The organism is Lysinibacillus sp. NPDC098008 (assembly GCF_044760715.1).
Classification (GTDB): domain Bacteria; phylum Bacillota; class Bacilli; order Bacillales_A; family Planococcaceae; genus Lysinibacillus.
Map to the genome: position 1 here is coordinate 1 of NZ_JBIWBA010000026.1, position 25,770 is coordinate 25,770.

General features: G+C 38.0%; 26 protein-coding genes. 5 read left to right on the forward strand and 21 right to left on the reverse strand.

Annotation, left to right across the window (positions count from 1 at the left end; translation table 11 throughout):
- Positions 1–136 precede the first annotated feature (136 nt).
- From ispD to ACIQVU_RS17520, 8 genes are all read right to left on the reverse strand, one after another.
- Entirely contained in the window at positions 137–832 is a 696-nt protein-coding gene (ispD, locus tag ACIQVU_RS17485) for a 2-C-methyl-D-erythritol 4-phosphate cytidylyltransferase (RefSeq protein WP_340808320.1), read from the reverse strand.
- 11 nt (positions 833–843) lie between these two features.
- A complete protein-coding gene (locus ACIQVU_RS17490) occupies positions 844–1,929 on the reverse strand; it encodes a PIN/TRAM domain-containing protein (protein WP_340808322.1) in 1,086 nt (361 codons plus the stop codon).
- A gap of 247 nt (positions 1,930–2,176) precedes the next feature.
- A complete protein-coding gene (gene radA, locus ACIQVU_RS17495; protein WP_340808324.1) occupies positions 2,177–3,553 on the reverse strand; it encodes a DNA repair protein RadA in 1,377 nt (458 codons plus the stop codon).
- A gap of 90 nt (positions 3,554–3,643) precedes the next feature.
- Positions 3,644–6,088 (reverse strand): ATP-dependent Clp protease ATP-binding subunit, encoded by a 2,445-nt coding sequence (locus ACIQVU_RS17500; RefSeq protein WP_402896499.1) that lies wholly within the window; start codon positions 6,086–6,088, stop codon positions 3,644–3,646.
- Positions 6,078–7,190 (reverse strand): protein-arginine kinase McsB, encoded by a 1,113-nt coding sequence (gene mcsB / locus ACIQVU_RS17505; RefSeq protein WP_340808327.1) that lies wholly within the window; start codon positions 7,188–7,190, stop codon positions 6,078–6,080. Before mcsB ends, ACIQVU_RS17500 begins: the two co-directional genes overlap by 11 nt.
- Positions 7,187–7,729 (reverse strand): UvrB/UvrC motif-containing protein, encoded by a 543-nt coding sequence (locus ACIQVU_RS17510; protein WP_340808329.1) that lies wholly within the window; start codon positions 7,727–7,729, stop codon positions 7,187–7,189. The genes mcsB and ACIQVU_RS17510 overlap by 4 nt, the downstream gene beginning before the upstream one ends.
- Before the next feature lie 13 nt (positions 7,730–7,742).
- Positions 7,743–8,213, reverse strand: a complete 471-nt coding sequence (locus ACIQVU_RS17515) for a CtsR family transcriptional regulator (protein WP_340808331.1) — start codon at positions 8,211–8,213, stop codon at positions 7,743–7,745.
- 257 nt (positions 8,214–8,470) lie between these two features.
- Positions 8,471–8,776 (reverse strand): magnetosome magnetite crystal formation protein family, encoded by a 306-nt coding sequence (locus tag ACIQVU_RS17520; protein ID WP_340808332.1) that lies wholly within the window; start codon positions 8,774–8,776, stop codon positions 8,471–8,473.
- A gap of 127 nt (positions 8,777–8,903) precedes the next feature.
- Between ACIQVU_RS17520 and ACIQVU_RS17525 the strand changes: the two genes are divergently transcribed.
- Both ACIQVU_RS17525 and corA read left to right on the forward strand, forming a co-directional pair.
- A complete protein-coding gene (locus ACIQVU_RS17525; protein ID WP_402896502.1) occupies positions 8,904–9,587 on the forward strand; it encodes a class I SAM-dependent methyltransferase in 684 nt (227 codons plus the stop codon).
- A gap of 32 nt (positions 9,588–9,619) precedes the next feature.
- A complete protein-coding gene (gene corA, locus ACIQVU_RS17530) occupies positions 9,620–10,582 on the forward strand; it encodes a magnesium/cobalt transporter CorA (RefSeq protein ID WP_340808650.1) in 963 nt (320 codons plus the stop codon).
- Positions 10,583–10,632: 50 nt separating this feature from the next.
- Here the strand turns inward: corA and ACIQVU_RS17535 are convergent, their stop codons facing one another.
- Positions 10,633–10,842 carry a hypothetical protein gene (locus ACIQVU_RS17535; RefSeq protein ID WP_340808338.1) on the reverse strand — a complete coding sequence of 70 codons (210 nt, stop codon included), beginning with the start codon at positions 10,840–10,842 and terminating at the stop codon, positions 10,633–10,635.
- 262 nt (positions 10,843–11,104) lie between these two features.
- Here ACIQVU_RS17535 and ACIQVU_RS17540 point away from each other — a divergent pair, with 262 nt between their 5' ends.
- A complete protein-coding gene (locus tag ACIQVU_RS17540; RefSeq protein ID WP_402896505.1) occupies positions 11,105–12,415 on the forward strand; it encodes a protoglobin domain-containing protein in 1,311 nt (436 codons plus the stop codon).
- A 46-nt stretch (positions 12,416–12,461) separates the two neighbouring features.
- Here ACIQVU_RS17540 and ACIQVU_RS17545 read toward each other — a convergent pair whose 3' ends face one another.
- From ACIQVU_RS17545 to adh, 5 genes are all read right to left on the reverse strand, one after another.
- Positions 12,462–12,941: an acyl-CoA thioesterase gene (locus ACIQVU_RS17545; protein ID WP_340808342.1), complete on the reverse strand. Its 480-nt coding sequence runs from the start codon at positions 12,939–12,941 to the stop codon at positions 12,462–12,464.
- Positions 12,942–13,009: 68 nt separating this feature from the next.
- Entirely contained in the window at positions 13,010–14,437 is a 1,428-nt protein-coding gene (locus ACIQVU_RS17550) for an aldehyde dehydrogenase family protein (RefSeq protein WP_402896507.1), read from the reverse strand.
- Between the two features lie 42 nt (positions 14,438–14,479).
- Entirely contained in the window at positions 14,480–15,448 is a 969-nt protein-coding gene (locus ACIQVU_RS17555) for a DUF4003 family protein (RefSeq protein WP_340808347.1), read from the reverse strand.
- Between the two features lie 386 nt (positions 15,449–15,834).
- Entirely contained in the window at positions 15,835–16,197 is a 363-nt protein-coding gene (locus ACIQVU_RS17560) for a DUF779 domain-containing protein (protein WP_340808349.1), read from the reverse strand.
- Between the two features lie 21 nt (positions 16,198–16,218).
- Entirely contained in the window at positions 16,219–17,739 is a 1,521-nt protein-coding gene (adh, locus tag ACIQVU_RS17565; protein WP_340808351.1) for an aldehyde dehydrogenase, read from the reverse strand.
- Between the two features lie 240 nt (positions 17,740–17,979).
- Between adh and rluF the strand changes: the two genes are divergently transcribed.
- On the forward strand, positions 17,980–18,681 hold the full coding sequence (gene rluF, locus ACIQVU_RS17570; protein ID WP_340808353.1) for a 23S rRNA pseudouridine(2604) synthase RluF: 702 nt from the start codon (positions 17,980–17,982) through the stop codon (positions 18,679–18,681).
- A 26-nt stretch (positions 18,682–18,707) separates the two neighbouring features.
- Complete coding sequence (locus tag ACIQVU_RS17575; protein ID WP_340808355.1) at positions 18,708–19,427, forward strand: DUF6904 family protein; 720 nt, start codon at positions 18,708–18,710, stop codon at positions 19,425–19,427.
- Between the two features lie 56 nt (positions 19,428–19,483).
- Here ACIQVU_RS17575 and ACIQVU_RS17580 read toward each other — a convergent pair whose 3' ends face one another.
- From ACIQVU_RS17580 to ACIQVU_RS17610, 7 genes are all read right to left on the reverse strand, one after another.
- Entirely contained in the window at positions 19,484–19,981 is a 498-nt protein-coding gene (locus ACIQVU_RS17580) for a cupin domain-containing protein (RefSeq protein ID WP_340808357.1), read from the reverse strand.
- Positions 19,982–20,077: 96 nt separating this feature from the next.
- Positions 20,078–20,785: an ABC transporter ATP-binding protein gene (locus tag ACIQVU_RS17585; RefSeq protein WP_053997189.1), complete on the reverse strand. Its 708-nt coding sequence runs from the start codon at positions 20,783–20,785 to the stop codon at positions 20,078–20,080.
- Entirely contained in the window at positions 20,785–21,564 is a 780-nt protein-coding gene (locus ACIQVU_RS17590; RefSeq protein ID WP_340808360.1) for an ABC transporter ATP-binding protein, read from the reverse strand. The genes ACIQVU_RS17585 and ACIQVU_RS17590 overlap by 1 nt, the downstream gene beginning before the upstream one ends.
- A complete protein-coding gene (locus tag ACIQVU_RS17595) occupies positions 21,564–22,499 on the reverse strand; it encodes a branched-chain amino acid ABC transporter permease (protein ID WP_340808362.1) in 936 nt (311 codons plus the stop codon). Before ACIQVU_RS17595 ends, ACIQVU_RS17590 begins: the two co-directional genes overlap by 1 nt.
- Before the next feature lie 12 nt (positions 22,500–22,511).
- Entirely contained in the window at positions 22,512–23,387 is an 876-nt protein-coding gene (locus ACIQVU_RS17600; protein WP_340808364.1) for a branched-chain amino acid ABC transporter permease, read from the reverse strand.
- 145 nt (positions 23,388–23,532) lie between these two features.
- Positions 23,533–24,759, reverse strand: a complete 1,227-nt coding sequence (locus ACIQVU_RS17605) for an ABC transporter substrate-binding protein (RefSeq protein ID WP_340808366.1) — start codon at positions 24,757–24,759, stop codon at positions 23,533–23,535.
- Between the two features lie 382 nt (positions 24,760–25,141).
- Complete coding sequence (locus ACIQVU_RS17610; protein WP_340808367.1) at positions 25,142–25,744, reverse strand: class I SAM-dependent methyltransferase; 603 nt, start codon at positions 25,742–25,744, stop codon at positions 25,142–25,144.
- Between the last annotated feature and the right edge of the window lie 26 nt (positions 25,745–25,770).

Genomic DNA, 25,770 nt, shown 5'->3' on the forward strand with positions numbered 1-25,770 from the left:
TGGTTGTATATAACCAAATCTATAAAAGAAATAGGAAGAAAAATGACAAAAGCCATCGAGAGTGAACCTCTCGATGGCTTTTGTCTACAGTCTGAATCTCATTAGCCAATGTTGCTAATGAGATTTTCTTCACCTATTATTTGTTTACTTCCAAAGCACGCTTACGCAAAATAGCCTCTCCAAAAAGTAAATCCTCTTGCGTTGTCATTTTGACATTTTCATAGCTACTTTCCACAATATGCACTGCATATCCTAGTCGTTCAACAAGCATTGCTTCGTCTGTACCAAGGAAGCCAACCTTTTCAGCAACATCCTCTGCCTCAACAATTAAATCGTATTGGAAAGCTTGTGGTGTTTGAATCATCCATAAACTATCACGATCCACAGTTTCCTCAATCACACCATCTCGAACCTTTTTCATTGTATCCTTTGCTCGCACACCTGCGATAGCTGCACCATATATGTGTGCGCTTTGAACAAGATTGGCAATAATATTATGTGTAATAAAAGGGCGTGCTGCATCATGGACAAGCACAATATCAACCTGCTCCATCTCCTTCATACAGGAATGCACGGAATGCTGTCGCTCCGCACCTCCATCAGGTAAGCCTTTAACCTTTGTAATACTATATTGCTGTAGCATTGCTTGAATATATGCACGCTCCTCTGGTTTCACAGCTAACCAAATACCTGTGCAACAAGGGTCCTGCTGAAACACCTCTAGCGTGTGTATAAGAATTGGCTTCTCTAAAAGCTTTAAAAATAATTTATTTTGTCCTGCTCCCATACGCTTGCCGCTGCCAGCTGCAGGTAAGACTACTTCATATTGCATACCTTCACATCCTAATCGTCCTTTGGCTTCGCAAATATCATTCGACCTGCTGATGTTTGCAGCACACTTGTTACTGTTACTGTAATTGCCTGTCCAATATAGCTACGTCCACCCTCCACAACAATCATCGTTCCATCATCTAAATAAGCAACGCCTTGATTGTGCTCTTTTCCATCTTTAATAACGACAACCTGCATATCCTCACCAGGAATAACTACAGGCTTTACAGCATTTGCTAAATCATTAATATTTAATACCTTCACATGATGTAATTCGCACACTTTATTAAGGTTAAAATCATTTGTAACGATTTGTGTATCATTGCCCATTTTTTTCGCCAGTCGTACTAGCTTTAAATCTACCTCTTGTACATCCTCAAAATCTTCATCTGTAATTTCAACCTTTGTCTTACGTTCATCCTGTAATTTTTTTAAAATATCTAAGCCACGACGACCTCTTGTGCGCTTTAATGTATCAGACGAATCCGCAATATGCTGTAGCTCTGTTAATACAAACTGAGGCACAACTAAAATACCCTCAATAAAGCCTGTTTCCGAAATATCTGCAATGCGACCATCGATAATAACGCTTGTATCTAGCAGTTTATAGCTGCCTTTCACTTCTGGCACTTCAGCCTCTTCAATAGCCTTTTTCTTTGTATTAGCGCCACGTAATGTAAAAAGCTGTATCAATTCATCTCTTTTTCTAAAACCTATGCGGAAGCCTAAATACCCTAATACAAATGATAAAATAAGCGGTATTATTTCTGTAATAAAAGGAATTTGTATACTGTCTATAGCAAAGCCTAAAAAATAAGCTACAATTAATCCAATGATTAAACCTAGTGTCCCAAATAATAAATCTCCAATTGGCACTTTAAATAGTACCTCTTCCATCCAGCCAATGAGCTTCACGAAATAATCAGAAAAGGCAAATGATAATGTAAATAACAAAAGTGCCCCTAATGCTACTGATACATAAGGATTATCTAGCCAAGGATTAGATGATAAATGAAGCAATTCGTATAATGGCGGTAAGAAAACAAGGCCTAATGCTCCTCCAATCAGTAAAAAGGCAATTTGCACAAATTTTTTCATAAGCTGTCACCTCCTATTGTTATTTAAGATTATACATAGTTTGTTGTAGAAAATCCTTTATAAGCTAAGCAAATTATCATTATTTTTAAACAATTAAAATACCTTTATGCAATTTGCCAAGCCCTATTTCAGGTAGATTCACAATACTATTTTCTAGGACGCTTATTTCTTTACTGGAGTTTCCGATTTTATGGTCAAAAATGAAAGAAAATACATGTTAGAATAATATCCAACATGCATAATTTCTTTATAGCTCCCTAAAGCACATATTTAAAGCATCCTTTATCGTTTCGACGCCTACAATTTCAATGCCCTGTGGAAAATCCCACCCACCGATATTAGATGCTGGAATAAAGGCTCGTTTAAAGCCAAGCTTCGCCGCTTCAATAACACGCTGTTCAATACGCGAAACACGGCGCACCTCCCCTGTCAAACCTACCTCACCAATAAAACAATCTGTTGCTCTTACTGCTTGATCCTTAAAGCTAGATACAATGCTTGTTAATACAGCTAAATCAATAGCAGGCTCATCTAATTTCACACCGCCAGCAACTTTAATATATGCATCTTGGGCTTGTAGCATGAGCCCCATACGCTTTTCAAGCACTGCCATCAATAGCTGCACTCGATTCTGGTCTACCCCTGTTGCCATACGCTTAGGATAGTTAAAGCTTGTAGGTGTTACTAGAGATTGAATTTCAACAAGGATTGGTCGCGTTCCTTCCATTGAGGCAACAATCGTAGAGCCCGCTGCGCCTTGTGAACGCTCCTGCAAAAATAGCTCAGAAGGGTTGAGCACTTCCTTTAAACCACCTTGCAGCATTTCAAATATAGCAATTTCATTGGTCGAGCCAAAGCGGTTTTTTTGACTTCGTAAAATACGATGATTATGATGCCTTTCCCCTTCAAAATACAGCACTGTATCCACCATATGCTCCAAGATTCGCGGCCCTGCAATTTGCCCCTCCTTTGTCACATGTCCCACTAAAAAGATAGCAATGCCCTTTGTTTTGGCTATGCGCATAAGCTCTGCTGTACATTCACGCACCTGCGACACACTCCCTGGTGCACTTGTCACCTCTGGATGAAAGACCGTCTGTATGGAATCGACAATAACAAATTTCGGCTGCACCTCATCAATCGTTTGATGTAAAAATTCAAGATTCGTTTCAGAATAGATATAAAGCTCTTGAGAAACTACTCCTAAACGTTCTGCTCGTAATTTTGTTTGACGAATCGATTCCTCTCCAGAAATATAAAGCACACGATGCTCCCTATTGGAGAGCAATGCAGAAACTTGCAGTAATAATGTAGACTTCCCAATCCCAGGGTCACCGCCAATTAATACTAGTGAGCCAGCTACAATTCCTCCACCTAAGACACGATTTAGTTCCCCCATCTCCGTTGCTACACGCGACTCTTCAGTAGCTTCAACCTGAATAATAGGCACTGCCTTTTGAGTAACTGTAGCGGAATGCTGAAATGCCCCACGTGGCCCTTTTGCAACAACCTCAACTTCTTCCACCATCTTATTCCATTCTCCACAGCCTGGACATCTGCCCATCCATTTAGCAGATTCATAGCCACAGCCTGAACAAACAAATTTTGTTTTTTTCTTTGCCAAGTTACGTTCACCTCGAATATTTGTTCTTATATAGTTATTGTACAGAAAAAAAGACAGCTTGGCACTTAAAGCCTCACTGTCTTAGAAAATTTATTTAGAAGTAGAAACCTCTTCTTTTTTCTTAACAATAAACTCGTTATTCACATAGTCAATAACAACATGATCTCCTTTTTCTACATTACCTTTCAGTAATTCTTCCGATAATCGGTCTTCTACTTGTTTTTGTAATGCACGACGTAGTGGACGAGCACCGTATTGAGGGTCATAGCCTTCCTCAGCAATTTTTTCAAGCGCTGCATCTGTTAGCTCTAACGAAATATCCTGCTCTTTCAAGCGTTTTGTTAATGCATTGCCCATCATTGCAATAATTTCTTTTAAATGCTCTTTTTCTAATGAGTGGAAAACAATCATCTCATCGATACGGTTTAAGAATTCTGGACGGAATGCCTTTTTCAGCTCTTCCAGCATTGTCCCCTTCATATCTTTATGCTTCGTATCTGTGCCGCCTACATTGAAGCCAAGGCTCTTTTGATATTTCAATGCATCTGCACCAACGTTTGAAGTCATAATTACCACTGTATTACGGAAATCAACTGTACGTCCCTTTGAATCTGTTAAGCGTCCATCCTCAAGCACTTGCAATAGAATATTGAAAACATCAGGATGTGCCTTTTCAATTTCATCTAGCAATACAACAGAATATGGTTTACGACGAACTTTTTCTGTTAGCTGACCGCCATCATCAAAGCCTACATAGCCTGGAGGTGAACCAACTAAGCGTGAAGTCGAATGCTTCTCCATATATTCAGACATATCGACGCGAATCATTGCATCCTCATCACCAAACATCACTTCAGCAAGCGCTCTTGCTAGCTCTGTTTTACCAACCCCTGTTGGTCCTAAGAAGATGAATGAGCCAATTGGACGTTTAGGGTCTTTTAAGCCCGCTCTTGCACGGCGAATCGCACGAGAAATAGCTTCTACTGCTTCTCCTTGCCCCACAACACGTTTGTGTAACTCTTCTTCAAGATTTAATAATTTCGAAGATTCCTCAGAGGCAATTTTCGACACTGGGATTCCTGTCCACATCGATACAACTGCCGCTACATCATCTACAGTTACTTGTGATTCAGCTTTGCCCTGCTCTTCTTTCCAATTTTTTCGCGTTGCTTCAATTTCATCTTTTAGCTTTTGCTCTGTATCTCTTAACGCTGCCGCCTTTTCAAATTCTTGACCCGATACAGCTGCATTCTTTTCAGAACGAACATTTTCAAGCTTATCTTCAAGCGCTTTTAAATTTGGTGGTACTGCAAAAGAACGTAGGCGTACTTTAGAACCAGCCTCATCAATTAAGTCAATCGCTTTATCTGGTAAGAAGCGGTCTGAAATATAACGATCACTCATTTTAGCTGCCGCTTCAATTGCTTCATCCGTAATTTTCACACGGTGATGTGCCTCATAGCGATCACGTAAGCCTTGAATAATTTGAATCGCCTCTTCTACAGACGGTTCATCCACTTGGATTGGTTGGAAACGACGCTCTAATGCGGCATCCTTTTCGATATATTTACGGTATTCATCTAATGTTGTTGCACCGATACATTGCAGTTCACCACGAGCTAATGACGGCTTTAAAATATTCGATGCATCTATTGCACCTTCTGCACCACCTGCACCAATTAATGTATGCAATTCATCGATAAATAAAATAATATTGCCAGCCTGGCGAATTTCATCCATCACTTTTTTCAAGCGGTCTTCAAATTCACCACGATATTTTGTACCTGCAACAACTGTCCCCATATCCAATGTCATCACACGTTTATCTCGTAAAGTTTCTGGCACTTCATTATTAATAATTTGCTGTGCCAGCCCTTCAGCAATAGCTGTTTTACCAACACCTGGCTCACCAATTAATACAGGGTTATTTTTTGTACGGCGTGATAGCACTTCAATTACGCGTGTAATTTCCTTGCTTCGGCCAATAACAGGGTCTAAAGAGCCTTCGCGTGCAATTTGCGTTAAATCACGTGCCAAGCTATCTAATGTTGGTGTATTTGCTGCTTGCGTCGCTTGCTGTCCAGATTGTGCATTATCATTATTGCCTAATAACAATAATACTTGCTGACGTGCTTTATTTAAGCCTACACCTGCATTATTTAAGACACGAGCTGCTACACCCTCGCCTTCACGTATAAGCGCTAATAATAAATGCTCTGTCCCAATATAGGAATGACCTAATTTACGTGATTCATCAACTGAAAGTTCAATAACCTTTTTAGCGCGTGGTGTATAGTGAACAATCGGTCCAACATCCTCTTTACCTTTGCCAACTAATTCTTCAATTCCCGCTTCAATTCTTTGAGGACTAATATCAATAGCTTCCAACGCTTTTGCAGCAATACCGCCGCCTTCACGTATAAGCCCCAATAAAATATGCTCTGTCCCAATGGATTCGTGCTTCCAACGAATAGCCTCTTCCTGAGCAAGCTGTAATACTTTTTGCGCGCGTTGTGTAAAACGATTAAACATCATATAAATCCTCTCCTTTTCCACCATTCATAGGCTTATTCGTATATTGTTGAGCTAACAGTGCTTCTCGCAGCATTTTCGCTCGTACACGGTCGCGTTCAGCAGGTGGTAGTGCCTCACCTGCATAATGTTGTAAAAATGCTGGTTGCATACTTACAACACATTCATTTAAAGCTGTTGCTGAAATCCCTTTAATCAACTGTAAATCTACACCTAAACGGACATTGGATAGACAAGTTGCTGCCTCCTCACTTGTTAAAATCCTTGCATGTGTAAGTGTTCCTAAAGCTCGATAAACTCGATCCTCTAAGGCAAGGTTTGCCTTTTCCATCAACTTACCTCTTGCATGCCGTTCTTTTTGTATAATTTTTTCAGCAACACTTTGTATATCTGCTAAAATATCCTCTTCTGTCTTGCCAAGTGTAATTTGGTTAGACACTTGATAAACATTTCCTAAATTTTCGCTTCCTTCACCATATATGCCTCTTACCGTCATACCTAGACGTGTCATGGCATTAATAATTTGATTCATCTGCCCAGTTAGTGTAAGCGCAGGTAGATGCATCATCACGGATGCTCGAAGCCCCGTACCAATATTGGTTGGACAGCTTGTTAAATAACCAAAGGTATCTCGAAATGCATATGGTAAAGATTTTTCTAAAATACGATCAATTTTATTTGCCTGTTCATAGGCACGTTGAAGCTGAAAACTTGCTGTCATACACTGGATGCGTAAATGGTCCTCTTCATTCACCATAATGCTAACGGATTCATCTTCAGAGAGAAGAATGGAGCCCACCTTCTCCTTTTTAGCAAGCTGTGGACTAATTAAATGCTTCTCGACAAGAATTTGACGTTGCAATGGTGTTAAATCTTTTATTGCAAAATATGCATAATCATGTTGAAGATTTGAGCTATCGCTTATAGCATGTGTAACTGCTTGCTCCACCTGTAATGCCTCGTTCTCAGAGAAAACAAGTGGGAAGCGATAACCATCTAAATTTCGAGCAAGGCGAATTCGTGTGCTAATGACAATATCTGAATAATCGTCCTCAACACGCATCCACGTTGGGGTCGCACGCTCTAAAAACGATTCAATCATCATGACACATCACCACCTTCAAATTGTAGTTGCTTCTCAAGCTCCTTCACTTCATCTCGAAGCTTTGCTGCCTCTTCAAATTGCTCCTCATCTACGGCTAATTTCATCCGTTTTCGAATATCTTCAATTTGCTTTTTAATAACATATACATTGCTATGTGCGCCGGGCATTTTCCCAATATGTTGTGGGCCTGCCTGTATACGATTAAAAAGCTTCGGTAAATGCTCGTTAAAGGCGTCATAACAGCTTGGGCAGCCAAATTTACCTTCTTTTAAAAATTGCTTATAGGTAAAGCCACATTGTGGGCAAGTTTGCTGTGGTGGTGGCGTCTGCTGCTTTTCCCCCACCTTCTGCCATGTCGGTGAGCCAAACCAGTTAGACAATAGCTGTTGAATGGAGATAGGCTCTTGTTTAAATTCTGCATGAAATGGATGGAATTGTGAGGCGCAGACGTCACAATAATGGTGCTCCACCTTTTGCCCATTTTGAACTTGTGTTACAGTAACTGTTGCATTACGTTGTTGACAATGTTCGCATATCATTTCCATCACCTCACTATTTTTGTTGTTCGTATTTTATTGTTGTCAGCATCGCTCGTAAGATTTTAGCCCGAATGCTATCTCTTAACGGAAGATGTAAATCAATTGTTGAGCGATCAATTGCTGCTAACATTAATTTCGCTTCTCGTTTTGAAATTACCTGCTCATCAATAAGCCGATAAATTAAATCTTCTGCCATCGTTTGCGATGCTCCATCCTCAATTTGCTTAAGAACATCGTCAATCAAATCAATATGTGAATTCGCACGGACACGTAAAATTCGAATGTATCCACCACCACCACGTTTGCTCTCAACAAGGTAACCCCGCTCAGCAGTAAATCTTGTGTTAATAACATAATTTATTTGTGACGGTACACATTGAAATTTATCAGCAATTTCACTACGCTTTATTTCAATATGCCCTTCTCCACCTAATTCAAGTACCTGCTTTAAGTAACCTTCTATGATGTCTGATATATTACGCATTTTAGGAATACACCTCGCTTACTTCACTGACTTTGACTATCTTTGACTTTCTTTGAGTATATTATACAAAACGCTTGAAAATAATTGCAATTAATTCGCCTATAGAAAATAAAAAAAGCTGCTCAAGCGCTTTACAATGCAGAATTTTAGCTACTATTACATATGCTTGATCAATTATTCGTACATATAATGTACCCTTTTTGGCTATCAAAAAAACGCAAGCATATGCAACTAGCATATACTTGCGCTTATAAAAATTATACCCAACGACCTACAATTGGATAACGCCAAGGCTCATCAGACAAGGCTTTTACAATACCGATAATTGGTACAATAAATACCATAATACCGAAAATAATTAAAAACGGTAAGCCTATTAAGACAAAGCTTAATACACCAGCAATGGTTAGTAACACAGCCATCACAATTTGGAACAACAATGCCTGAATGGAAATAGCCTTTACTTCCTCATCTGAGCTAATTAGGAAAAAGATAATCGGTACTAACCATGGCGCAAAAAATGCACTTGCGTGTATGATGACTTTAGACCATTTACTCTCCATACTATATATCAATCCTTTCTTGATGCTTTATTTATGTTTTTATGTACTACTATCTACGGAACTATACCCTTAATAGTTTCATATTAAATAAGAATTTTAAAATTTTTTTGAGAGGTAGTGATAGAAAATGGAATTTAACAGCACATTAGCAAATGAATATGAAAAAGGGATTCGACGTACACTCCCAAGCTATGATGCAATGCTTCGTTTAATACAAACCTTTTACTACTCTGCATTACCTGAAAAAGCTGAGCTATTAATTGTAGGAGCAGGAAGCGGCAACGAAATTTTACAGCTTGCTGAACAAAGACCTCATTGGTCCTTTGTTGGCATTGATCCATCTGAATCTATGCTTCATGTGGCAAAGGAACGTTTGAAATCTTTATCAAATGCAATATCATTCCATCAAGGTACAATACTCAACACCACATTACCTTCCATGCAGTATGATGCAGCTAGCTGTGTACTCGTCCTTCACTTTATTCAGGACTATAAAGAAAAGCTAACTACATTAACAGCAATAGCACATTATTTAAAGCCTGGCGCACCATTTGTTCTTGTTTCAAAGTATGGACAACAAGGTACAGTAGAAACAGAGCTACAATTTGATTTATGGCGTGCCTATTGGTTACAGCATACAAAGCTATCTGCCAAAGATGTAGCAGAGATGGAAAAATCCATCCGTGCTCTATCATTTATGAGGGAGGAAGAGATTGTAACATTGCTTCAGCAAGCAGGCTTTACAAAACCTTCTAGATTTTTTGCCACTACTTTATTTGGTGGTTGGGTATGCTTTAAAGAGGAACATTAAAATTTCATAGTTAAAAACTTGAGGTGAATGCTGTGATACGCACCATTGGAATTACAAAACAACAACAATTACTTAAAGACTTCCCGCTGGAGGTCATCCGACAACAAGAGTTTGAATGGTATTGGGTTGATTTTAATTGCCCTACCATTGAGGAAGAATCATTATTAGAAACATTCTTTCATTTCCATCCACTCGCTATTGAAGATTGCTTACTGCGGTTACAGCGTCCAAAGCTTGACTTTTATGACGACTTTCATTTTTTTGTTATTCATCGACTCAATGAAGAAACATTAGCTGCTGAGGAGGTCAATATTTTCACTTCCAATAAATTCATTGTGACATTCCATAAAAATCCTGCTCCTGAAATCGATAAGGTGCAAAAGATGATGGAACAACAGTCAAAAAACTGGGAACGTGGAACAATTTACTTAACATATCAAACAATCGATAAAATCGTTGATAGTTATTTCCCACTTGTTTATAAAATTGAGGATCACTTAAATGCACTTGAAGACGAGCTTACATATCAAAGCAATGTAAATGCCATGAAGATTGTCTTTGAATTCCGCAGTGACTTGCTCGATTTAAGACGTACTATTTTACCAATGCGTGACCTTTTATATCGGGTATTGAATTCTTATCGATTTTCACTAGATAAATCTGAGAGAGCTTATTTTGGAGATATCTACGATCATCTACTTAAACTAACAGAGATGGTGGAATCTAATCGAGAGCTGACTGCGGATATGCGTGATAGTTATATGGCTATGAGCTCAAGTCGCATGAACGGCATTATGATGACACTAACCATTGTTTCAACAATCTTTATCCCTTTAACATTTATTGCTGGCGTTTATGGCATGAATTTTGATAATATGCCTGAGCTACATGGGCGATATAGCTACTTTATTGTACTTGGTATTATGATTATTACCGCAATCTTAATGCTCATTGTCTTTAAGCTAAAAGGCTGGTTTAAATTATTTAAACCTTAAAAATTAAAAAGTCTGCTCGTTTTTGTTTTAACGAGCAGACTCATAATACACTAGTATGGACCACGGTCATCAATTTTATTTTCACCCTGCTGTGGGAATAAAAAGTATGCTAGCACTCCTGACCCTAATGTTGCGCAAATCGTAATTAATAATTGCTCAACGTCTGGTACTTCAGCATAATAGTTACGCAGCATATAAACAGAGCCGATTGCTACAATAACCATCACTGGAATAACAAATTTAAAACGCTTTTTCTCCATAAAATACCTCCTCCAATCTTTTTTATATACCGTTCTACTACCATAAACAGTTCGTATTTTACAGGTTTCCCATACTAAATTCAAATTTCCTTTGCTGGCAATATAAACAAATAGGCAAGTAAAAAAATAAAGAAATAAACCAAATTTATAACCAAATATCCAACAAAAAATAGTAAAATAGATTTAATACCATATGTTGATAAATGACAAAAGTATATTTGATGTTTAATTATTATAGATATTAAGAATGGAGCAATCAATAATGAGTTGGTTTACAAAAAATAGTAGTCCAAGCTACTCAGTTGTTTTAACGCCTGAAAATTTTAAGGGGACTGTACAATTGGAGGTTTCCAACCATCCAATTCTTCAAAAACAATTACAGCTTTTAAATTTAACAATTGAGGATTTAGCGATTATTAAGCAATTACAGCCATTAGCAAAAGACTTGATTCCAACAATGGTGGAGCAATTTTACGCAGCGATTAGTTTAAGTCAAGATTTACTTGATATTATTAATCGAACATCCCATATTGATCGTTTAAAAATTACACTTCATAAGCATTTAAGTGATATTTTTGAAAGCCATATTAACAGCGCTTACATTCATGAACGAAAAGCTATTGCCGAGGCTCACGTTCGAATTGGCTTGCAATCAAAATGGTATATTGCATCCTTCCAATCACTCACTACCACATTTGCAAATTTTGTGAATGACCTTGATATTTCAAAGCATGATGCAATCCGTGCTATTAATGCTTTTAGTAAAATTATTAATTTAGAGCAGCAGCTTGTTATCGAGGCATATGAAAAAGAAGAAGAGCGTATTCGCAAAGCGGCAGATGAAATGAAGCATGCCCTTGTCACAACTATTCAAAGTACGGCTGAGGAGTTGAACTCGATTAGTGAGGAAACAGCAGCCTCATTATTAGTGATTTCCTCTCAAACAGATGATATTGCAGTGGCAACAAAGCAGGGCTTAAACTTCGTTGCAGATACACAGGAAAAGTCAAGACGTGGGCAACAACAGTTGCAAGAACAAAATAATTTAATACAAGTTATTTTACAAAGCGTTAATAGCCTTGACGTGACAATGACCCAGCTGCGTACATCCTCTCAAAAGATTTCTGAAATTGTTGGGCTTGTCACAGGCATTGCCGATCAAACAAATCTATTAGCCTTAAACGCATCTATTGAAGCGGCTCGTGCAGGAGAACATGGCAAAGGCTTCGCAGTTGTAGCAGAGGAAGTTCGCAAGCTTGCAGAAGAAACAAAAAATGCCGTACAAAATGTTTCGCATCTTATTAAAGAAACTGAAAGCAATATTACAACAATGTCGAATTCTGTGCTAAATGTTGATGAAAAAATTCAACATAGTGTTGCTACCCAAGGAAATTTATCGAAATCGTTTAATGATATTGCTGACGCTGTCGCAGGTATTCAACAGCAATATATGAATACATCGAGGGATATTTCAACGATTTCTAATTTAATTACTGAGCTATCACAAGGGGCTACACTTGTTTCTTCATCATCTGATTCACTGATTAATGTAGTCAATGAACTAAATATCTAGCAAAAAAAGGGGAACATCACTATTGTCAGTGAAGTTCCCTTTCTATTTAATGAGGCAAAGCACGCTTTTGTTTACGGTGCTCGCGTCTTGCTGGCCCTGTTTCAAATAAGCGCTTCTCCTCATCTGTTTCAGGATAAATAGCAGGCACTGGTGTTGGTTTTCCTTTTTCGTCTACTGCCACCATCGTTACAAATGATTCTGTTGTTAGCTTTTCTTCTCCCGTTTCTATATTGCGAGAAATAACGCGCACATAAACCTCCATGGAAGAACGTCCAGTAGAAGATACAATACTTTCTATTTCAAGAATATCTCCTACATGTGCTGCGGATAAAAAGTCAACTGAATCAATTGAAGCTGTTACTACCTGTCCTTTTGCATGCTTCATTGCTGTAATAGCAGCAATTTCATCAATATAGGCTAACACTCTTCCACCAAAAATGGAGTTGTGGTAATTTGTATCTGGAGGTAATACGAGACGTGATTGAACCGTACGTGATTGGCTCATGGGTACAGCGTTGTTTGTCATAGTTCTAGTAACTCCCCTTCATGTATGTTCTGTCGTCATCGTATCGCAGAAAAAGTGCTGATGCAAATTTAGAACGACTTTTTTATCGTAACAAATTTCATATCTGTCATTTCCTCAATCGCCCATTTAATACCTTCGCGTCCATAACCACTCATCTTTACACCGCCGTACGGCATATTGTCTACCCTAAAGGTTGGAATATCATTAATAATGACAGCACCTGCCTGTAGCTCCTCTGCCGCGTATAGAGCGTCTGATAGTATATTCGTGTAAATTCCTGCATTTAAGCCAAGGTCTGAGTTATTAACAAGTCGAATAGCGTCGTCTAATGTTTCATATGAAACAATTGACACGATTGGTGCGAATGTTTCCTGACAAATAATTTTCATATCCGCCTTTACATTTGTCATAACAGTTGGCGTTAAAGTACGCTCCGTAAAGACACCACCTGTTGCCATAACAGCACCTTGTGCTTGAGCCTCCTCAATCCATTCCTTTATTCGTTCAATCTCGTTTGGATGGATCATGGCACTAACATCCGTATTTTTATCGAATGGATCACCTACGACAAGCTTTTTAGTTTCTTCTACAAACGCTTTTGTAAATTCATCAATAATCGAGGCGTGTACATAAATGCGCTGTAATGAAATACATACTTGTCCGGCAAAGTTAAATGCCCCACCTACACAGCGTTTAATAACTTTATCGATTGGTGTCGATGGTTCAACAATTACTGCTGCGTTGGAGCCAAGCTCTAATGTTACCTTCCGCAAGCCTACTTTTTCTTTTATACCTAAGCCAACCTTACCGCTACCTGTAAATGTTACCTTTTTAACATATGGATGTGTAATAAGCATATCACTTAATTCACCACCACTGCCTGTCACTATTTGTAACGCACCATCTGGTAAGCCTGCCTCTTTAAAAATCTCTGCCATTGTCAGGGCACTTAATGGCGTTTGTGTCGCTGGCTTTAACACAACTGTATTCCCTACTGCAAATGCTGGACCTAATTTATGCGCTACTAAATTAAATGGAAAATTAAATGGCGTAATAGCTGAAATAACACCTAATGGCTCTCGCTTTGTCCAGCCAATATAATCTCCTGCTCCCGGTGCTGCATCCATTGGTACAGTTTCACCTTTCGCTTGCTTAGCACCTTCTGCCGCAAATTGATATGTTGCAATGGTACGTTCAACTTCAGCTAATCCTGCCGTTAAAGGTTTCCCTGCCTCTAATGCTAAAATCTCTGCAAACTCCTCTTTGCGTTGTCGCATAATGTCGACTACTCTATATAATATTTCGGCACGCTCATAGGCTGTTGTCTTTTTAAATGTTTGAAATGTCCGTTGTGCACCTTCGATAGCTCTCTCCACATCTTGAATGGATGCCTTTGCTACGTGGGCAACAACATCTCCACTATATGGAGATATTAGCTTATAGCTATCCTCCGTAGCCTGCCATTGACCATCTATCCATAGTTTTGTTTCCTTCATCTTTCCATGCACCTCCAAATAATCAAGTTCTTCTTTATTTTATCATGAAGAACTAGAATTAGATGCTATGGCGGCTGCACTAACTGCTGCCATCATCGCTGCTTGCTGTGCCTGAATTAATAATTCTATGGAGGCCATCATTGTCATCGACAACGATTGTTGTACATTTGCTATATCGTAAATAGCAATTTGCACAGCCATAAAGAGCACGAACTCACGATGCCATTTTAATAATTTTAAACTCTTTAATTCATGGTACAAGTCAATAATATCCTGAAGCTGTGTTTGATTAAGATCAAGTATTGCTAAAAATCCAAGTAGAGGGTAATGCATAGTCTTTACTTTTGTCTGTTGTTTTTTGAATGTATCACGGATCGCTACAACGCTTGCTACTAGCTGATGATCATATTGCGGAGATAGCAGCGTTAAAACTTGTGAAAGCCATTGCAGGTCATTACCAGTTGTAAATCTATATGTTCGTAATTCTTTATAGTAACGATTCATTGTATCTGCGCGTAGCTCAATATCGTCAGATGGACTGCTCAATAAAATCGCATAAGGAATGTCCTCATAAGATGTTAAAAATGGATGATGCTTACGAATTGCATCAAATAAAGCTCTAGCCTTTTGAGCATGCGTCTTTTTCTCATATTCGTTCTCCGTTAAAAACTGTGCACCAATAAAGCTAAAATTGCCACTTCTGAATTTTGCCTCTTTTAAAATATTTACATTTGTTAATAAATCCTTAACTGCCTTTTCTGCATCCTCCTGCTCCATTAAATTTGCAGCGATGCTATAGCCAACCGTTGTTCGTAAAGGGGACATCCATGAGCTCTGCTTCTTCATTTCCTGCAATACTGCTTTATACTTATCTGCATCAAATGTTTTTCCTGAAGCTAGAAATGTACTAGCAATGGCTAAAATAATCTTGCGATCAACTGTCCAACCAGCAGCTTTTGATATATTCTCAACTGTATTTGTCAATTGATTTTCAATCATCACGTAATCCATTATTGGTCACTCCTTTTCTCAATTTACGTTACATAACGCTAGAAAGATTCACTTTCTTGTAACAATTAACATAAAAAGTAAACTTAATTTAATATATGTTACCTGATTTATTTGGTTTAATAAGGAATATCAACAGCATAAAGTGAACCTTCAATCAGTGAAGGTCTTACAACCTGTTCATACAGGATAAAAGGGAGATGTTTACGTTGATCGCAAAAACCACTAAAAAGTTATTATTTACAGTGACTTTAAATGAGCGCTTTCAGTTATTTTTATCTTTACGCAACTCGCCGAAGACCATCGCATTACATAGCCTCTTCTCTAAAAGCTAAAGATGTACATACAATAAAAAACAGCGGCATATCTTGCTGCCGCTGTCCCATATTTTATTCAATTAACCCTAGCTCTTGTAGCTCCTCTGATGAAAATGCCCTCGATCTTGTTAAAAAGCGTTTCCCTTCTACACCCTCTAATGAAAACATTCCACCCCTGCCATCAACAACATCTAAAATAATTTGGGTATGCTTCCAGTAATCATATTGATTTTTATGCATATAGAAGGGCGTACCGCCTATTTCCCCAAGGCATACATCCTGATCGCCTAATAGTAATTCACCCTCTGGATAACACATTGGTGATGAGCCATCACAGCAGCCTCCAGATTGATGAAATATAATAGGACCATGCTTTTCTTTTAATGAATCGATTAGTGCCAGTGCTTCTGCTGTAGCTAATACTCGTTCAACCACACCTATGCACCTCCCTATCAATTAGAAGAAGCCAAGTTTGTTTTCGCTATAGCTAACAAGTAGGTTTTTCGTTTGTTGGTAATGAGCTAGCATCATTTTATGGTTTTCACGGCCGACACCAGACATTTTATAACCGCCAAATGCAGCATGTGCAGGATAAGCGTGGTAACAGTTTGTCCAAACACGCCCTGCTTCAATACCACGACCAAAGCGGTAGGCTGTATTCATATCTCTTGTCCAAATACCTGAGCCTAAACCATATAATGTATCATTAGCGATTTCTAATGCTTCCTCTTTCGTTTTAAACGTTGTTACTGCAACAACTGGTCCGAAAATTTCCTCTTGGAAAATACGCATTTTATTATGCCCCTTGAAGACAGTTGGTTTAATGTAGTAGCCATTTTCAAAGCCTTCGCCTACATTATTTTTCTCCCCTCCAATTAGACATTCAGCACCTTCCTGCTTACCGATATCTAAATATGAAAGAATTTTTTCCATTTGCTCGCTTGAAGCCTGTGCACCCATCATTGTATTTGGATCAAGTGGGTTACCAACTTTAATAGCCTCTACACGCTGTAAAACACGCTCCATAAATTTATCGTAAATGGACTCCTGAATTAGGGCACGAGAAGGACATGTACATACTTCCCCTTGGTTTAGCGCAAATAATACAAAGCCTTCTACTGCTTTATCTAAGAAGGAATCATCTTCATCCATAATATCCTCAAAGAAGATATTTGGGGATTTACCACCTAATTCTAATGTTACAGGAATAAGGTTTTGAGAAGCATATTGCATAATTAAGCGACCTGTTGTCGTTTCACCTGTAAAGGCAATCTTGCCAATACGTGGATTAGATGCAAGCGGCTTCCCAGCCTCTAAGCCAAATCCATTGACAACGTTTAAGACACCCGGTGGTAATAAATCTTCTATTAACTCTAACAGCACCAAAATCGATGCTGGTGTTTGTTCTGCTGGTTTTAATACAACACAATTTCCAGCCGCAAGCGCTGGTGCAAGCTTCCACGTAGCCATTAAAATTGGGAAGTTCCATGGAATAATTTGACCTACTACTCCAATTGGCTCATGGAAATGATAGGCAACTGTATCGTTATCAATTTGGCTTATTGAACCATCTTGGGCACGTAAAGCACCAGCAAAATAACGGAAATGATCAATCGCAAGAGGAATATCTGCATTTAATGTTTCACGTACTGCTTTACCATTATCCCATGTTTCGGCAACGGCTAGCTTTTCTAAATTTTGCTCAATACGGTCTGCAATTTTAAGTAAAATGTTTGCACGCTCTGTCGGTGACGTTGTTCCCCATGCCTCTTTAGCTGCATGAGCTGCATCAACTGCGAGTTCAATATCCTCAGCTGTGGAACGTGCTATTTGTGTAAAAACTTGTCCGGTAACAGGAGTAACATTATCAAAGTATTGACCTTTCACTGGGGGTGTCCATTCGCCACCAATATAATTGTCATACTTCTCTTTGAATTGAACTACCGATCCTTCAGTGTTTGGAAATGCATAAACCATTTTACTTCTCCCCTTTACACAATTTAATGAGAATCATCTACAAAAAACATTATTTTATATCGAAATAACAATATTTTTATAGAAACCCTCTCACCTATTATATTGTCAGAAACAAAAAATAATTTCAACTTTTCCGAAAAAAATTCCATCTAATTTATTTTCATTAGAAAAGCTTCTAGCATTCACGTTCTCCATAACGTTAAGGTATACTTAAATTAATATAAAATATAGGAGAACAATATGCGTATTAATAAATATTTAAGTGAAACAGGCATTATATCTCGCCGTGGTGCGGATAAATGGATTGCTGAGGGGAAAGTAACGATTAATGGAGAGCTTGCTACAGTCGGCAGTCAAGTTGAGGCTGGTGATATTGTTTGTGTTGATGGAAAAGAGGTAAAGAAAGAACAACAGCTTGTTTATATTGCCCTTAATAAGCCTGTCGGCATTACCAGTACAACAGAGCGTCATATTAAAGGAAATGTCGTTGACTTTGTCAATCATCCATTACGTATTTTCCATATTGGAAGGCTTGATAAAGAATCTGAGGGATTATTATTATTAACCAATGATGGGGATATCGTTAATAAAATTTTACGTGCTGAAAACCATCATGAAAAAGAATACATTGTGCAAGTTGATAAATCGATAACAGAGCACTTTATTAAAAAAATGAGTGCAGGTGTCAATATTTTAGATACAACAACATTACCTTGTCATGTTGAAAAAATATCAGACAAAGTCTTTAAAATTATTCTGGAGCAAGGCTTAAATCGTCAAATACGCCGAATGTGTTCAGCACTAGGCTACTCTGTGAAGCGCCTACAGCGAATTCGTATTATGAATATTAAGCTTGGTAATTTAAAGGTTGGGCAATGGCGTGATTTAACAGATAAAGAACGAGCAGAATTATTTAAACTACTCAACTACACACCGAAATAAGCTATTAAAGGGGAGGTGCGAGGACTATGATTGCTATTCGCAGCACTGCACAACTAACAGGAGTACGAATTAGTGGCGATTTTTGGGACTTAGATGAACTAGTAAATGCTATTTATAAGGTAACTGGGGATGAAAATAAATACTATGATTATCAAGGTCCTCGGCTACGTATTTTAAGTGTTTGCTATAAGCTAAGACATGCTGTACTTGGTGAGCATCATTTAGAGTTTGTGAATAATGGACTGAATAAAAATGTTCTGACACAGCATGAGTTAATCTTCCCAAATAAAAATGCCTATTTTGCAGCAGAAATACTATGGCCTGAAATTATCTTTAGTGCAATTGCCTTAAATGATTTTATTCATCTGCATCAGCAGTTAAATAATTCATCTATGTGGGATTATGACATCGCTACTATTCGTAAATTTCAAGCAGCTATTGCGGATTGTCTAGAGCAAGAAATTAATGATGAAGACTATGAAGTATTTTTAAAAATGCTTCACACTAAACATCCATTAACTTTTCGTTATGCCACACAATATGTCGATGTGCTAAATCTAGAATATCTCCAATTAAGCAAGGAGGAGCGTAAAGCTCATTTAGCTGCATTTGCAGTGCGTTTAATGATCGAGGACCATGAATATGCAGCATTAAAGGCACAGCTAATGGACGCAGCTATTACCACAAAACAACCATTACACAATATACAAATTCAACTTAGATACCCAGAAGAAATATTATGGTAACAAGCTATCATAATAGAAATCCATCAAAATGCTGATGGATTTTTATTGTGGTTCACCTATTTAATTGTTTTATAAGCCATTTTATAAATGACTTCCTGATGCTGCGGATAAGCTGCCAATAGCTCCTCCTGTGTAAACAATTCAAAATCCTCAAAATCAAAGCCTGGGGCAACCATGCATCCAACTAAGCTAAATGTCTGTGCTTCGTCGACAGATGAGCCAAAAATTGTATTTTTAGGCACAGCTATTTGTGGTACTTCCCCTGCCTCTATATTCAAGCCCAGCTTTTTTGCCTCATATGTGCCATCAGGGAAAATCATATGGACTGTAAGTGGACTACCTGCATGATAATACCATAGCTCATCTGATTGTAGCCGATGTAAATGCGATATATCCTGTGAGCGTAGCAAGAAATAAATACTTGTATAGATAGGTCTTTGCACAGCTCTTATAGCTATCTCATCTGAGGCACGAAAAGAGGATTTATAATAGCCACCTTCAGGATGTTCAGTTAGGTTTAATTGTTCAATAAAATATTGTGCTGAATACTTCAAAAAGCATCCCTCCTGTTCGTTACTTTACGCCACTAGGCTATCTATAGGCAAGACAAAAAGGACATCTCAAAAGTATTGAAATGCCCTTTTCTCATATTACAAGCCACCTAAATAAGCTGCTTTTACTTGTTCACTCTCTTGTAGCTCTTGCGCTGTACCTGATAAAACAATTTTCCCTGTTTCCAGTACATACGCTCGGTTAGCAACAGATAACGCCATATTAGCATTTTGCTCAACAAGCAAGACAGTTGTACCCTCTTTATTGACCTGTTCAATAATATTGAAAATATTTTTAACCATTAGCGGTGCAAGACCCATTGAAGGCTCATCCATTAATAATAGCTTCGGCTTTGCCATTAATGCACGCCCCATTGCAAGCATTTGCTGCTCACCGCCTGATAATGTACCTGATTGCTGCTTGCGACGTTCTAATAGGCGAGGAAATAGCTCAAAAACATGATCCATATCCTTTTTTATTCCTGCTTTATCATTACGCAAATAAGCGCCAAGCTCTAAGTTTTCCTCTACCGTCATATTGGCAAAAACACGACGACCTTCTGGAACATGAGAAATACCTGACTTCACAATTGTTTGAGCTGCCTTTCCTGCAATTGAGAAGCCTTCGTATTCAATAATGCCACCCTTTGGCTTCAACAAGCCTGACAATGTCTTGAGCAATGTACTTTTACCAGCACCATTCGCACCGATTAACGTAACAATTTCACCCTCGTTTACTTCTAAAGAGAGGCCCTTTAATGCTTGAATATTGCCATAATAAACATCTATATTTTGTACTTTTAGCATTAGCCGATAACCTCCTCACCAAGGTATGCCTCAATTACCTTTGGATTGTTGCGAATTTCTTCTGGTGTCCCGTCAGCGATTAATTGCCCGTGATCGAGTACATAGATGCGTTCACAAATCCCCATAACTAAGCTCATATCATGCTCAATTAGTAAAATCGTTAAGCCAAATTCTTTACGAATAAAAGCAATTAACTCCATTAAATCATGTGTTTCCTGCGGATTCATCCCCGCTGCTGGCTCATCCAATAGCAGCAGCTTTGGCTTCGCTGCAAGTGCACGAGCAATTTCTAAGCGACGCTGCATCCCATATGGTAAGTTTTTTGCTAGCTCATCCTTATAGACATCCAAGCCAAAGATTTTTAAAAATTCAATCGATTGGTTTTCCATTTCTGCCTCACCTTTAAAATGTGCTGGCAAACGGAAAATCGAAGACCACATCGTATGCTTCGCAAGCGAGTGATTGGCTACCTTTACATTATCTAATACAGATAGCTCTTTAAATAGACGAATATTTTGGAATGTACGGCTAATCCCTTTTTGCGTTACTTGATAAGGTGCAAGCCCATTTAATTTCAAGCCATCAAATGTAATTGTACCTTCTGTTGGTGTATAAACACCCGTTAACATATTAAAGCTTGTTGTTTTTCCAGCACCGTTCGGACCGATAAGCCCAACGAGTTCTCCTTTATTGAGGTACATATTAACGCCCTGTACCGCCTTTAAGCCGCCAAATTGAATACCCATATTTTCAACTTTTATAAGAAGGTTGTCAGTCATTATTTTGTACCTCCTTTTTTACCAAACTTAAATAAATCCGTAATTTCCTTTGTGCCCATTAATCCTGTTGGACGATAAAGCATCACAATAATTAATACTAAACTATAAATAATCATACGTGTTTCAGGGAAGTTTGCTAGATATGCTGATACAACCGTTAAGAAAATAGCTGCAATCACTGATCCTGAAAGACTTCCTAAACCACCAAGTACAACATAAATTAAAATATCAAATGACTTTAAGAAGCCGAATGTCGTTGGTTGGATAATATAAAAGTTATGTGCAAATATTGCACCAGCTAGCCCCGCAAAGAATGAGCCAATAACAAATGCCACAACCTTATAGTAAGTTGTATTAATACCCATCGCATCCGCTGCAACTTCATCCTCACGAATAGAAATACATGCACGACCGTGACGGGAATTTGTAAAGTTTGAGATCACTAGAATTGTTAATACAACACCAACGAATGCATATGTCCAGTTCGATAAATACTTAACCTGCATCCCTGCTGCACCACCGACATAATCCGTATTTAAAAAGATAATACGAATAATCTCTGCAAACCCTAGTGTCGCAATCGCTAAATAATCCCCTTTTAAACGTAATGTCGGAATCCCTACAATTAACCCTGCAATTGCAGCTGCAACTGCTCCTAATAGGATTGCTAGTGGGAATGGCAGCATTAGCTTCGTTGTAATAATAGCGGATATATATGCCCCAACCGCTAAGAACCCAGCATGCCCAATCGAAAATTGCCCTGTTACGCCAATAACAATATGCAAGCTGACAGCCAGCATAATATTAATACACATTGTAATCAGCATATTTTTATAATAGATATCAATTACTCCTGTTGTAATTAATAGCTGTACAACTGCATAGATGACTAACGCTATTACGGCATAGCCCCAGAAAACTTTAGACTTTTTCATAAAACCGCTCACCTACACTTTCTCACGGGCGTTTTTACCAAAGATACCCGATGGTCTGAAGATTAGGATTAAAATTAAAATAACAAATGCCGCTGCATCCCGCCATAATGAGAAGCCAAGCGCACTTACTAATGATTCCACAACACCAAGTAGCATACCGCCAACCATCGCACCAGGAATAATACCAATACCACCAAGAACGGCTGCAATAAATGCCTTCACCCCTGGAATAACCCCCATTAATGGATCAATCTTTGTATAATAAATACCAAAGATAACACCTGCTGCACCAGCTAATGCTGAACCAATGGCAAATGTTGCAGAGATTGTATTATCTACATTAATCCCCATTAAACGCGCTGCATCCGCATCGTGAGAAACGGCACGCATCGCTTTTCCAATTTTTGTTTTATGTACGATGAATTGTAAAAGAATCATCAATACAACTGCGACTGATAAAATTAAAATGGATGTACTACTAACTTGTACACCAAAAATATCCAATGATTTATTTTTAAATACTTCAGGATAGGCTGCTGGTTGCGCGCCTCTGAAGAAAATTGTTGTATATTCAATTAACAACGATACACCAATTGCTGTAATTAATGCAGCAATACGCGTGGCATTCCGTAAACGTTTATAGGCAATACGTTCAATTAAAACACCCATAATCGCACAGATTGTCATCGCCAATAACAATGCAGGAAAGAAGCCAAGCTCCCATCTAGCAATTGCATAGAAGCCGATAAATGAACCAATCATGAAAACATCACCATGAGCAAAGTTAATCAGCTTAATAATTCCGTATACCATTGTATACCCTAACGCGATTAACGCGTAGATACTACCTAGTGAAATACCATTCACAAGCTGCTGTATCCATTCCATATGCGTTCACTCCTTTTAATTTTCTGAAAATTGAAAAAATAAGTGCATACATCTATAAAAATTTATGCTTCTCACTATAATTCTAGTAATCTACAGCATAAAAAAGGAAGGCGTGTTTACCCGCCTCCCCCTTACTTACAAAACATTAAGGATTAACTTTAGAGTTGAACACTTGTTTACCGTCTTTAAATTCAAGAACTGTTGCTGTTTTAATTGGGTTATGATCTTTGTCAACTGAGAAAGTACCTGTTACTAAAGAAAGATCTTTTGTGTCAGCTAATGCATCTTTAATTGCTTCTCCATCTGTAGAGCCTGCACGCTTAATTGCATCTGCAATGTAGTAAATAGAGTCATAACCAAGTGCATTAAATGCATCTGGTGCTTTGTCGCTATTTGCTTCTTTAAATGCCTTTACGAAATCTTGAATTTTTGGCTCTGGGTCTTCAGCAGAGTAGTGGTTTGTAATATATGTGTTATTCAATGCCTCTGCACCAGCTAATTCTACCAAAGTTGGTGAATCCCAACCATCAGCACCCATTAAAGGTACATCAATGCCCATTTCGCGTGCTTGCTTAACAATTAAACCAACCTCTTCATAATAACCAGGGATAAAAATAAAGTCTGGATTTGCTCCTTTAATACTTGTTAACTGTGTACGGAAGTCTGCATCCTTCGCTACATATGCTTCTTCAGCGACAACTTCCCCACCATTTGCCGTAATTGTTTCTTTAAATGATTTTGCTAAGCCTTTTGCATAATCAGATGCATTATCAGCAAAAATAGCTACATTTTTCGCCCCTAGCTCATTTGAAGCAAAGTTAGCAGCTACAATCCCTTGGAAAGGATCGATAAAGCATGTACGGAATGCATATTCGTTAACACTGCCATCCTCATTTACTGTAATATTTGGCGCTGTACCAGAGCCAGTAACAATTGGAATCTTATTGTCATTGGCAATTTGAACAGTTGCTACTGTATTACCTGAAGTGGCAGGTGCTAGCATAGCTACTACCTTATCTTGTGTAATTAACTTAATAGCCGCTGCAGTTGCCTCCGAGTTTTCAGATTTATTATCTACTTTAATTAGTTCAATTTTCTTACCATCAATACCGCCATTATCATTAATTTCTTTTACAGCTAATTCTGCACCTAGTCCGATAGAGGAACCGTAGGAAGCTACATTTCCTGAAAGCTCTAAGTTTGCACCGATTTTAATTGTGTCGCCGTCAGATGAACCGCCACCTCCTGATGAAGATGAGCCTCCGCCAGAACCTGAATCGTCGCCGCTACCGCAACCTGCCAGAACTCCAGCAAGCAATGATGATGCTACTAAAAGTGAACCGAACTTCTTAAGCTTTTTGCTCTCTTTCATAATTAAATTCCCCCTGAAAGTTTTTCAAATATTAGATATTTCTGATAATTATAAACAATCAAACGCATTTCCTCAATAGCAAAAATAATTATTTATAACTATCTTAAATAAAATAAAAATAGTATTCATTTAAGCCTTTTACATTGTAAAACATTCTTTATATTTAGTCTAGTGTGATTTTTCAGTATAATTATTTTTTTACGAATTATCTATTAATTTTATTCATAAACTAGTACAAAATTATCATGCATACCAACTTATCATAAAAAATTAACAAGTAATACAAGAGTTACGATTTAATATAAACAGAGGGTGATGATTATTTCCCTGAAAATAATGATTAAAATACATCTAAAAAGCTTAGAGCAATGGAAGTCCAGCTCTAAGCTTTTTTTAAAACAAACACACAAAGGCGCTCATTAATATTTGTTTCATTTTCTAAATGAACCTCATGAAGTAATTCAAAAGGTGTGCCATGATGTAAAAATTGTAAATAATCATAGGGTGGGTAATATAAAATAATATGAATATCTCGCATTCGTCGCTCATAGGATTTCCAAATATTGTTAATAACTGTACGGAAAATATGAACTGAAAAAGGATTAAAAAAGAAAAAGACATTATCACGAGCTTTTACTTCATAAGCTTCAGCCATTGTATGAATAAACGAGATAGGTGCATGAGCATGTTTCTTTTGAAGATAGCTTTGCTTATTTTCCTCAGCCTCTGCATAAAAGCCAGCATCCATTTCTATGCCAATTGTTGGGATATGAAATTTATGATGTACGTAAATAGGCACGCGTCCTTTTCCACATCCCATATCAATAAAAACTGAGTGGGCTGGCATCTCATATACGGCAAATAATTGTTCTAACCCAATATATGGTGTTGGCTCATAGCGATGATAATGTGACAGCTTAGGGAATCCATATTGTTCTCCTACAGTATTAATCCGTAAATATTTATCAAACTGATGTTCATTCATAGAAAAGACTCCTCGGTAAAGAATGC